Raw genomic sequence first — 10,929 nt, forward strand, 5'->3', positions numbered from 1 at the left:
ACACCGAACCCAGAAGGCCCTCACCCGTTCAAGCACCCAGCACGCGTGTCACCAACGTCCCGGGACAGCACAGCTAGCTCCTCCAAGACTGGTAGCAGAGTGGCCGCGTGACGGGACGACCACGACAACGCCACCACCTCGCTCACTGGAAGCTCCGAGGGAGCCGGCCTCGGCACTGATGCGGCCGCCGGGGCGGCAGGAAGGTTGCGTAACCGCGCGGAGCGGAGGGGGTTGTGAGGGGCTGCGGCTCCGAGCAGGTAGGCGATGCCCGACCAGGTGACCGTGTACGCGCGGTACTCGCGGGAGCTGCTCGACCGGAGCCCGACGAGTCCTTCGTAGGGCGCGAGTCTCAGCGGACCTGGGGCCTTGGCGAACGGCTCCCACGCGCTGAGCGCCGCCAGCATACGTACGACCTGTGCCACCAGGCGCCGCGCCGGCACGTGCTGGACGTACAGCCACCCCGCGCCACCCGGAGTCCTCGCGAGGTCGGCGCCGTACGCTTCGAGGGCCTCCATCACATGGTCGACCCGTGCTTCAGCATCGCGCTGGTCGAAGGGCAGGGCCTCCAGTTCGGACGTGGTGATCCGGTCGGACTTCATGGTCGCGAGCGCGCCCTCGCCAACCAGCGCCCACAGGGGCTTGCCATCGGCGTCGGCGCGGGCGATGCCCAAGGCGCTGCGCTTGGTTGGCCTCATACCAGGCTCCCTTCGAGGATCGGCCCGGTGTCCATGAGCCGCAGCAGGTCCTTCGGCGATTCGGCGACGGCGGGGGCCGGCGGGCTCGGTGTGCCGTAGCCCCAGCCCGCATGCACGTACGAGACGCCGGCGCGACGGGCTGCCTCCTGGTCGACCGCCATGTCTCCGACGTACAGGGCATCGGCCGGGTCGGCGCCCAGGTCGATCAGGGCGAGCAGGATCGGGTCTGGCGCGGGTTTCCCCCGCCCCACCCCGTTCGGCGTGCGCACCGTGGCGAACGGGACGCCGAGCTGGGCCAGGAGAGGGGTGGCTCGCGCCAACGGCTTGGATGTGACAATCCCCAGCCGCCAGTCGGCAGCGGCGAAGGTATGCAGGACCTCCGCGACGCCGTCGAACTGCCGGGCAAGGTGAGAGGCGGCCGTCGACGCCTTGGAGTAGGTCTGGTGGATCGGCTCGGCATCGGCGAGCCCGAGTTGCTGCATGATGTCGGCGAAGGGTCGGCCCAGGTGGCGTTCGTACTCGCTGAACGGCACGTCGAGGCCGTGGTCCTCACGGACCTGGCGCCACGCGCGCTCCATGACCGGGCGGGTGTCGACGAGCACGCCGTCCAAGTCCAGCAGCAGCACACGTACGGCTCCGGTGTCGAGCGCCAGCCTCGTTCCGCCGGAGGTCGGCGCGGGTGAGGACGCAAGCCGGGATGACATCAGGGATCTCCAAGGGAAGGGGTCAGGAGGTGAAGGGCGACTCGGTGCGCCTCACGAGAGCGATCACTCTCTTGCCGCGTCCGTCTTCCTTGGGGCAGGCAGCCCAGGCGTCGGCCGCTGCGGACACGAGGTGTAGGCCCCGTCCGCTGGTGGCATAGAGCGAGGCGGTCCGAGGCACCGGGGGCTCAGGGGAGTTGTCTTCGACCTCGATCCCCACGACACCGGCCTGCAGGGCTAACGTCAGCGTGATCTCTTCGACGGGCTCGCCTTCCACTCTGGACGGAAGGCTCAGGCCGACGCCCGGAGTGCGACCGTGCCGCTCGGCGTTGGTGGTGAGCTCGCTGACGATCAGCACGGCCTGGTCCAGAAGGTCTTCCACCCCCCACGCCGTCAGCGCTTCCCGGGTGAAGGACCGCGCCTTGCCCGGAGCCCTGTCGTTGGCGGCGAGCGTCAGGCTCTTTTGCTGTTCGGGAGCGCTGATCACGCTGCCCAGACTTTCGATTCGGTCCATGCTCGCCTTCTCACAACTGGTGCTTGAGTCCGCGGAGGACTCGATCGGCGGTCTTGTCGGAGTGGTCGAAGCGGCGGAGGTTCTGCACGAGCACGGCCACCGGCGGAGGCTGGTCGAGGTGCCGTATGCCGGACGTCGGAGCGGGACCGCGCCCGTCGCCCGACCCAGTCCGGGTATCGGCGCCAGTCGTGTGGCTGGTCTTCACCGGTTTCCTCCCGGGCAAGGGCAGTTGGTGGTTTCGTTGACCACGAGCGAACCGTGGATCACATCGCGGCGGTATCTCCCGGCGGCTGCCGGGGCCGTCAAACCCGTCAAAGATCGTTTTGGTGAACCGAGGTAGACGATGGCGCGCGAGCGGAACGTGAAGCTGGCCGACGCGATCGCGGAAACAGGCTGGTCGCAGCAGAAAGTGGCGGCTGCCTTCGTGAGGGTCGCGGCGGAGGTGGGAGCGAAGGAACTGCTGGGCACCAGCCGCTCGCACATCGCCATGTGGGTCGCGGGAACGCAGCCCTCGGGCAGAGCGCCCCTTATCTTGTGCGAGACGTTGTCCCGGCGACTGCAACGCCCCATCACACCAGCTGAGATCGGGTTCTCCGTGCCGGGCGCGGGTGCAGTGGCGGCATCGGAGTGGAACGTCGATACGCTGACTGCGCTGGTAGACCTTGGGAGAAGCGACGTGGACCTCGAACGCCGCCGATTGCTGGCCGGCGCCGCCTACTCGGTGGGTGGCCTGGTTCTGCCTGGACAGCAGTGGTGGGATGAGGCACCTCAGCGTGCGAAGTCCCGCCCCGCTGCGACGAGCCGCAGGGTCGGGGCCGCCGAAGTCAGCGCTGTGCGTGAGATGACAGAGTTCTTCTCTCGAAGAGACCAGCGACACGGCGGCATGGATGGCCGCACGGCCCTCTACCAGTACCTCGTCGACGACGTTGCCAGGTACGTCGGAGGGGTATTCACCAGCGACGACACTCGTCGCGCGCTCCTCGCCGCTGCCTCCGAGTCGGTGTACGTCGCCGGCTGGATGAGCTTCGACGCCTCTCACCATGAGGCCGCACGGCGCTACTTCACGCTGGCGCTGAAGCTCGCGGCGGAAGCCGACGACGCTCCCCTCGCCGGCCACATCCTGCGGGCGATGGCTCACCAGGCAACGGATCTCGGCCACCCACGGGCTGCCGTCGACCTCGCCACGGCTTCCGTGGAGCGTAAGCGGTACACCCTCGCGACGCCTCGCGAGCGGGCACTGCTCGGAGTGGTGCAGGCACGCAGTCTTGCTGCCAACGGACAGAAGCGGGCCGCGATCGCAGCGCTTCTCCGCGCCGAGGACGACCTGGCTGCGGCTGACGTCGGTGACGAGGATCCGAGTCGGGTGTGGTTTTTCCAGCGGGCTTCCCTGGCCCACGAGACCGCCCGCACCCTGTGGACGCTCGGCGATCTCGATGGAGCGCTCCGAGAATTCAACAACAGCGTGCTGACCAGGAAGGCCGACACGTTCAGCCGGACTCACGCGGTGACGTTGGGCTACATGGGCACTGTGCAGGCCCGCAAGGGGAACGTGGAGGCCGCATGCCACACGTGGGCACAGGCCCTGGACGCCATGGAGGGCGTCCAGTCGGGCAGAGCACGCGAGGCAGCCGTGAACATGCGCCGGGTGCTCTCCCCCTTCCGCAATCGGGGAATCAGCGTGGCGGCGGAGATCGACGAGCGCGCCAAGGCCGTACTCGAACGAGTAGCCTGACCGCGCCATGGTGGTGAAGGCGGGCATGCTGTGGCTGACCGCCTTGCCGTGCCGCGAGCGGAGAAGGGGGAACCCGTGTCCACAAAGTCCATCGAGGTGCCGGTGATCGCCGAAGTGGTCGGGGGCCACAAGGGCCGCCTCGACGACTTCAAGGGCGGTGTGGAATCGATCATTCGGCTGCGCCCGGAGTACCCGGAGGAGACCCTGCAGGGGATCGAGGAGTTCTCTCACCTCCAGGTGACCTGGTTCTTCAACTTCGGCTCTCCTGAAGACGTTGCCCTCCACGCGCGCAGCCCGCGGGACAATCCGGACTGGCCGGCGACGGGAACCTTCGTGCACCACAACCACCGGCGCCCGGCTCGCCTGGCGACCTCGTTCCCGCGGTTGCTCCGTGTCGACGGACGGGACCTGCACGTCGCCGACCTCGATGCGGACGACGGCACGCTGGTGGTGGACCTGGTGGCGGTCTTCAAGGAGTTCCTGCCGCGCGGCATCGTCACCCAGCCCGCGTGGCCCGGCGAGATGCTGGAGGACTACTGGAGGGACGCCCGTGAACGGTGACTCGGGGCAGCCTCCGCGACCGAGACTGGCGGCTGGCCGTAGGCGCCCGAGCGGGCGCCAACAACGGCCGTCGCGCTGGGTCGTCCGGAAGGTGCCCAGTGCTAGGGGCCTTCGGCGCGAGGGTTCGCCGGGCTCACAGCTTGATAGCGCGGCTCGCTAGTCGGCTCCTGACCGGTTCAGGAGCAGCTGGGTTCCTTGCAGCGTGAGAGACAGTGACAAGCCGCTTTGGAGAACCGCTAGAACGTCAGCGTGGTCACCTGCACGGACTGTGGCACAGGCATTGCCTTGATCGTCCACCACTTTGATCTCTGAAGGGGGCGCGGACTCGGGCCATCGAAGGCTCACAGCGGAAGAGCAGGCAGGGGAGTCCCGGTCGACATCGAGTTCCGCCGAGCCGTCTTTGAGGATGGCACGAAGAAGGCTTCGCCTTCGGGTACGGACGTACTCAAGGAGATCGGCGACTTCCTGATCGCTAGCGTTGTATAGCGTTCGCCATGTCGCGATGTGCTGGTCGGCAAGCCATTGACGCAATTGAGTTGAGGCGATGCCGTCGGTTGCGGCCTTTCGGCCAATGGAGTGCGCGAGGGTGCGGGAGTGGATGCCAGAGGTCAAAAGATGGATGGCTTGCTCGGTGTCGACTCCGAACCGCAAGCACCAAGCAGTGTCGGGCCGCAGGCGCACAGAGGCTGAGGCGGTGGTGAGGTGATTGTTGGTCAGGTTTATCAGGGCACCAAGCGTCCACGAGAGATAGTGCTCGAAAGTCTTGCTGATGTTGGCGACGGCCTGCTCCAGGGCCCAGTCCACGGGGGCGTCGGGGAGCCATTGACGGGCCAGCGCAGGGATGGGCGTGCCGTTGATCCAGGCGTGCATCGCCTCCTGGAGGTTCACGTCGACGCGAAGGCGGTTTCGGTTCGCTCGTCGGTCGTAGAAGTTCCATGCCTGCCCGCGTTCAGGGAGTTGCAGAAGGAGGTCGAAGGCGCGCTCTTCGTCGAGAAGCCGCAGTGTCTCTGCCAGTGGGAGGACATTGGGTTCGATCATGTCCCAGGCGCTTACTGAGTCCGGATCAATACTACTCAGGACACGCTCGGCAAGCTTGAGGGCGATGTGATCCAACGTCCGGGAACTACTTAGGCTGGTGCCGGTGGTGGTCCAGCGACGGCGCGTGGCCGGTGAGGTGGCCGAGTAGCGCAGTCGCGTCTGCTGCGCTAGGCGCTGCCATCTGGATTTGATCTCCTCGGGGAGCTGCTGCATGGCCAAGAGTCGGTCGACGGCCATCAGTGGCTGGTCCGACGCGAGGTGTTCATTAGCGTCGAGAACGAACCACACATAGGAGATGAAGTCGCTGGCGAGGGATTGAGTGACGGCCATCACGTCGTCTGAGCTCTGCGCCACTAGCTCCTCGGCTTCGGCAAGATCCCGTAGGGCCTGCTCGCGGGTGAGCGCTGACATGACCTGCAGCTCTTCATCAGCTGGCGTGAACAGGTCGTGGTCCCTGGCATCGATCTTGCGGTTGAGTGCGAGGAGGATCCATCCTTCGCTCTCTCGGCCGGCCCGTCCTGCGCGGCCGACGGCGTTGAGCAGCTTCGCGGCGTCCAGACCCGGGACGCCCGTGGCCTGAGTGCGTTGGTCGTCGCTCAGCGTGGCGGTGATGACGACCGTACGGACAGGAAGGTTGACGCCATCGGTGAGCGTCGTGGTGCTGACGACCGCGAGGATGCGGTCATTCCGGAGGGCGTCCTCGATAGCTTCGAGGACGTCCGTGGGTAGGGCGGCGTGGTGAAAAGCGATCCCGTGCCGGGTACAAGCGATGAGTGGGTGCTCTTCGCCGAGTTGCGCACTGAGCTGTTCGGCAAGCGTCTGTGCTGGTTCATGCACCGGCAAATGATCGGCCATGGCCCGTGCGGTGTTCTGGGCCAGCTGATGCGTGCCGGTGACTACGAGCATCGGGCCGGCAGGCAGCAGGTAGGTCGCGGCCCCGGCGAACATCTTGTAAGCGGGAGTGCTGGCGGGGTCTTTACTCGACCAGTCCTTTGGATCGCGCTGGCCAAAGACGAGCTCGCCGAGCGGCTCGTCGTGGCTAGTTGTCAGTTCCGCGATCTTCGCGGCCTGGGCGGGGCGGATGCTGATGCGAACACTCATTGGAACACGGGTGGTCCAGGGCCTTGCTTTCGACCGCCGGGAGACAGTCGTCTTCTGATCCCAGAGAGCGTTGGTGGTGAGCAGCCCGTGAAGACGCCGCGGGCCTCGCCACGCGGAGGTGAACAGAACTTCTGGTTCGTTGGGGTCGAGCCAATGGGCGAGTGCGGCTCCGTTGCCGACCGCAGCTGACAGCAGAACCAGGCGTGGCGCCGAGGGGTGGGCTTGGCAGAATGCGAGGAGTCCCTCCAGGAGGAATCCGCGCCGGTCTTGCGCAATGTGGTGAGCCTCGTCGATCACGATCAGAGTGACATCACTCAGGGCGTTCTCCGGATCCTGACGGAGGGCGTGCATGAGACGTTCGGGGGTGACGACGTCGATGTCCGCTTCCTCGTCATCGTCAGTGAAGGGATACCCCCACAGAGGGAAATCTGGTGTGTCGGTCCCGAGTTCGCGGTCGAGGACCCGGAGTCGGTCGCGTAGTGAGCGGCGCATTTCGCGGCTGAGGCTGCGTAGCGGGGATACATAAATCACGCGTCCGGGGACGGTCGCTAGGTGAGTGCACATGATCAGCTGTGACACGAGGCTTTTGCCAGCGCTGGTGGGGACGCTGACCAGCAGGCGGTCTGTAGCGGGGTCCAGCGGGTTGGCAGTGGGGCGCGTGAGTAGCTCACGCTGTGGGGGCCACAGCGTGAGCACCGGAGGGGAGGTCAGGGTGAATGCTTGTGCTACTGCTCGCGGCGTGCCAGGAGGAAGAAGCGCGTGAAGGCTGCCTTCGGCGAGTTCGTCGATTAGATCCAACAGGTGAGCTGCGATCCATCGGGCATTGAGGTCGCCTACGCCAGCCTCCCCGGTGAGCACTCTGGCCAGTGACTCCCGAGCCCTGGCCAGACGGTTGCGGGCCCCGTAGGTCAGGTAGTTCGTCATCGCCGCGACTGCGTCGACGACGGCCTGCGCGGGCCCGAACAGGGTTCCGCGAAGATCGGCTTCCTGCAGGTCATCGGCCAGTCCGCTCAGCTGGTCTTGCCAGTAGCGGACCAGGATGCGCAGGGTGGTGGTCTGCAGGCCGAGGAAGGCAACCCCTGCTTCAAGGGCTAGCGTCTCAATGAAGTCGCGGACGGTGACCGGCGGGGCGCCCGGGAGGTCCTGGTAGCCGAGCGGGCCGGGGCCGTGGCACAGGTGGCTGACCCGGCGGAACACGGCGGTGGCGTTGGGGTCCTGGCCGGCGCGGCGGTAGCCGATCTGTGCGGCGAAAGCAAGCGAGAGAAGTTCTGCGGGTGGTCGTTCCGCGTCGGCGAGTGCGAGGTCGAAGATGTGGGCGCTGACGGCAAAGGCGCGTTGCCGACGGGTTGGGGTGTACAGCTCGGCAGCCTCGGATAGCGCGCACACGCCGTGCAGGTACCAAGCAGTGCTCAGTACGGTGTCGTCGATGGCGAATCGGTTCATGATCGCCCCGACTTCGATGTCGGCTATGAGCCGTATCAGTTCCTCGGGACTAGGGAGCGCATCCGGTTGGGGCGGTCCGAGTGCCTCTCTCAGGGTGGTGAGGTTCAGAGTGCGCTCCACAGGTACCCCCTGACCTGAGTTGCGAATGCGGCGAAGTCTTCGACTGCGATTACCAGGCCGCGAAGCTGACCGGGATGGACTAGCTGCGGGAGATAGGTGGTGACCTGAGTAAAGGCGGATCGTTTCGGGGCGCTGGCCGTGTTAGTCGACACGCTCACACCTGCTCCGCCGCGGGGGTCGGCGCGCATCCACAGCTCGGTTAGTTCGGTCATGAGCTGGCCAAGATCTCCGGGCAGTGTGGAGTTTGCCCATGAGATCTTCGCCACGTACTCATCGCCGCGTCTGGCCAGCTGGGACGCTGCTTTCGTGATCGTGCCGCTCAGGGAACCGCCGCCGGTGAACTTCTTGATTTCCCACAGTTTGAAGATCAATGAGGTATCGGTGCCAGCTGGGATCCGGTGGACTACGAACCCGTCGCCTCCGCCCTCGGTGACGCTCCAACTGGGCGGCTCCAGCAACGCCAGTTCGTGGTCGGTGAGGGGCTCCTCACGCGTGAGTAGATACCACAGCCACTCCCCGACGTGACCGGGAACATGATCATCGGCGTCTGAGCCTTTGGGAGGCAGCTCGAATACGGGCCGCACGAAGGGCTTGACAAGGCGAGCGTCGTCGCCGAGTAGCGGCTGGGTCTTGAGTGCTGCGTCTCGCCATAGCGTGTAGGCACGAGAATGGCCGGCGCGGCTTTCCATGATGGCGTCTGCGACGACCCAGGCCACGGCGGCGCGTTCGAGTGCATCGCCGCTCGCGAAGCCGATCAGCTGCCACGGGCAAGCGGCGTCCTGGGCCTTGGCTGTACGCGTGAGGAACGGGGAGACTCTGTAGTTGTGCGCCGCTGCCGTCTGGTCTGCCTCTGCAGGCGGAGGCGCTGGCATTGACGGTTGTGTCACTACGGCCCTCGCTGTCCCCGTTCCGTCCACACCCCGCGTCGACATTGCGACACAGGTGTCCCTCCAGATCATTTGAACATATGAAAACCTAGGGCTGGTGGGATTTGCTACCCGACCGGTGACAGTCGTGCGTTCGCAGGAGAGCCCAGGTCGTGCACTTCAGGACGTTCGTGTCCGAGACTGCGGGGGCAGCCTGGTCATCTGATTAGGACCCTGCTGCTCTGGCCCGGCCCTACAGCTCGCCACATGCCGCCGAGATTCCCGGTGCTGGTTTGGTTCACAGGCCGCGGGTTGCAGGAACGGTCAGGCGCGCTACCACCGGGAACGGTAACGATCGTCTAGCTCGGTGATCTCCTCCTCGACCAGGCTCTCAGCGCTGACGGGAGCAGCGCCAGGGGCGTGGTCGGGAAGGTGGGGCTGCCTGAATCACAGCCTCTGCGAGAGATGAGGAGTGCGCCGCCGAGTGTGACTGCCTTGCCTAGGCTTACGGGCACGACAGTGGTGGTGAACGGGCATGGACAAGCTCGTGCTGTGCCGGCAGATAGCCATGACGGGCCAGGACCCGCGATTGACTCAGCGAGTTCCGTCCTCTGCTCGCGCTGGGCAGTCTGGCTGCGGTTCCGACTGCTCGACGGGGAGGAGCGCACGCAGACTCCCGAAGACCCAGGCGTCGACCTTCTCGGGATAGCACTTGATCCAGTCTGCTGGAGGGGGATCGTGCGGTTCCTCGAGTCCGTAGCACCACTGCGAGATGATGTTGTCGCCGTTTGCGAGGTCCTTGACAGCGGCCCGCAATTTCACGGCGTGCCGCAGGATGCGGTCGCTGTTCGCGGACCACATGTACCCGATCGAGGCGCCCTCGTGGGCGATGAAGTTCCGAGCCTCCCTGGCTTTGTGCAGGGTGCTGAAGTCCATGGTCTGGCCGATCCCATGGGCGGCCAGGCTGTGCAGGGTGCCAGCCAGCAGCTTGTCCGCTGGCACCGTAGCGAAGACCTCTTCCAAGGACAGAGCCGGGTCCGCCTGGTGGGCGGTGATCAAGTTCCCTACTCGGAGTACGTACTGGCACTTGCCCTCGTAGGCGTTTGCGAGGTGAAGCGCCCGTCCGACTGAGAGGAAAAATGCGTCGAGCAGTTCTGTTTCACGCGGTGTCAGGCGGCTCAGTGACCAGCTCATTCCCGTCACGATAGTCCCGGCTTCGCTCGCCGCTTGTGAATCGTTACGGTCCGGTTATTTTCCGCGAGCGATGTCGTCTTGGAGCGAGAGGTGCCGGTCGAGGTCCCTCACAGCCTTCTCGATCTTTTGCTCGAGTGGCTCGAAGGCGTCTTCGATGCCGGCGTACTCGCGGACGAGGTGGTGCTTGTCATCGATCGACTCTAGTGCGGACACGAGGCTTCGCCACCGCTCTAGGTCCTTCTTGGAGTACGGGTACGTGCGTCCCCGAACCTGTTCGAGGGTTGTCGTCGCAGTGAGGTTCGCCTGCACGAGGCGCAGGGCATCGCCGGGGACGAGGTGTGGTAGGCCGAGGTTGTCCTCGATGAACGTGAGTCCATCCCTCATCTCATCTAGGCGGGCGTTCAGATATTGGACGAGTGCCCTGCGTACCTGGGGCAGGTCGAGTCCTACTTCGTGGCGGAGCTGAGCGGCGATCCTCTGCGGAAGGTCCTGTCGCACGAAACTTAGCGGACCGTCGGCGACGGCGTACCTCCTGAGCTCCGGGCCGAGTTCAGACGGGGAGCCGTACAGCGTGTACAGATGACGGTAAGAGGTCAACACTGTGCATGCGGAGTCGAAGTAGATCAGGGTCGCAGGCTTGATGACTTCGGGCCTCAGCTTGTCACGGTGATACATCTCGTTGCGGTACTTGTGGAGCTTCTCTAGGACAGGGGCGATGGCAGCGTCCAGGACTCCGCGTTCGACGAGAAAGTCCACTTTTGCGTCAAAGTTACGGTCTATCTTGTTCAGCTCGGACTTTGAGATGATCCTGGCCTCAATGGCTTCGACCTCAGCAGCCGCCTCGGCGCTTCCATGAGCTTCGAGCTGTTTGTATGTGGACAGCAGCCCAACTAGGGTCCGTCTTCAAAGATCGCTAGATGGTGGATCATGGTGGTGTGGTACGTCGTCATGAACTCACCGACCA

At 65.4% G+C, this 10,929-nt stretch carries 9 protein-coding genes; 2 read left to right on the forward strand and 7 right to left on the reverse strand.

All coding sequences use genetic code 11. The features are described 5' to 3' along the window. Positions 1 to 20: 20 nt before the first annotated feature. The 3 genes from ABD198_RS29585 to ABD198_RS29595 form a co-directional block, all read right to left on the reverse strand. Entirely contained in the window at positions 21 to 695 is a 675-nt protein-coding gene (locus tag ABD198_RS29585) for a hypothetical protein (protein ID WP_344007642.1), read from the reverse strand. Next, positions 692 to 1,321 carry an HAD family hydrolase gene (locus tag ABD198_RS29590; protein WP_344007644.1) on the reverse strand — a complete coding sequence of 210 codons (630 nt, stop codon included), beginning with the start codon at positions 1,319 to 1,321 and terminating at the stop codon, positions 692 to 694. The genes ABD198_RS29585 and ABD198_RS29590 overlap by 4 nt, the downstream gene beginning before the upstream one ends. A gap of 100 nt (positions 1,322 to 1,421) precedes the next feature. Then, positions 1,422 to 1,910: an ATP-binding protein gene (locus ABD198_RS29595; protein ID WP_344007646.1), complete on the reverse strand. Its 489-nt coding sequence runs from the start codon at positions 1,908 to 1,910 to the stop codon at positions 1,422 to 1,424. Positions 1,911 to 2,253: 343 nt separating this feature from the next. Between ABD198_RS29595 and ABD198_RS29600 the strand changes: the two genes are divergently transcribed. Together ABD198_RS29600 and ABD198_RS29605 are read left to right on the forward strand one after the other, a co-directional pair. Beyond that, positions 2,254 to 3,642 (forward strand): NsdA family TPR-like regulatory protein, encoded by a 1,389-nt coding sequence (locus ABD198_RS29600; protein WP_344007648.1) that lies wholly within the window; start codon positions 2,254 to 2,256, stop codon positions 3,640 to 3,642. Positions 3,643 to 3,717: 75 nt separating this feature from the next. Then, a complete protein-coding gene (locus ABD198_RS29605; RefSeq protein WP_344007650.1) occupies positions 3,718 to 4,203 on the forward strand; it encodes a TrmO family methyltransferase domain-containing protein in 486 nt (161 codons plus the stop codon). Between the two features lie 156 nt (positions 4,204 to 4,359). On the opposite strand, the gene ABD198_RS29610 is transcribed toward ABD198_RS29605, so the two are convergent. From ABD198_RS29610 to ABD198_RS29625, 4 genes are all read right to left on the reverse strand, one after another. After that, a complete protein-coding gene (locus ABD198_RS29610) occupies positions 4,360 to 7,905 on the reverse strand; it encodes a DEAD/DEAH box helicase (RefSeq protein ID WP_344007652.1) in 3,546 nt (1,181 codons plus the stop codon). Further along, positions 7,890 to 8,777, reverse strand: coding sequence for a hypothetical protein (locus ABD198_RS29615; RefSeq protein WP_344007654.1), 888 nt, complete (start codon positions 8,775 to 8,777; stop codon positions 7,890 to 7,892). Before ABD198_RS29615 ends, ABD198_RS29610 begins: the two co-directional genes overlap by 16 nt. A 588-nt stretch (positions 8,778 to 9,365) precedes the next feature. Continuing rightward, positions 9,366 to 9,965 (reverse strand): hypothetical protein, encoded by a 600-nt coding sequence (locus tag ABD198_RS29620; protein ID WP_344007656.1) that lies wholly within the window; start codon positions 9,963 to 9,965, stop codon positions 9,366 to 9,368. Positions 9,966 to 10,019: 54 nt separating this feature from the next. Next, complete coding sequence (locus ABD198_RS29625) at positions 10,020 to 10,721, reverse strand: hypothetical protein (protein WP_344007658.1); 702 nt, start codon at positions 10,719 to 10,721, stop codon at positions 10,020 to 10,022. Positions 10,722 to 10,929 lie beyond the last annotated feature (208 nt).

This window comes from Streptomyces thermocarboxydovorans (assembly GCF_039524635.1).
GTDB classification, from domain to species: domain Bacteria; phylum Actinomycetota; class Actinomycetes; order Streptomycetales; family Streptomycetaceae; genus Streptomyces; species Streptomyces thermocarboxydovorans.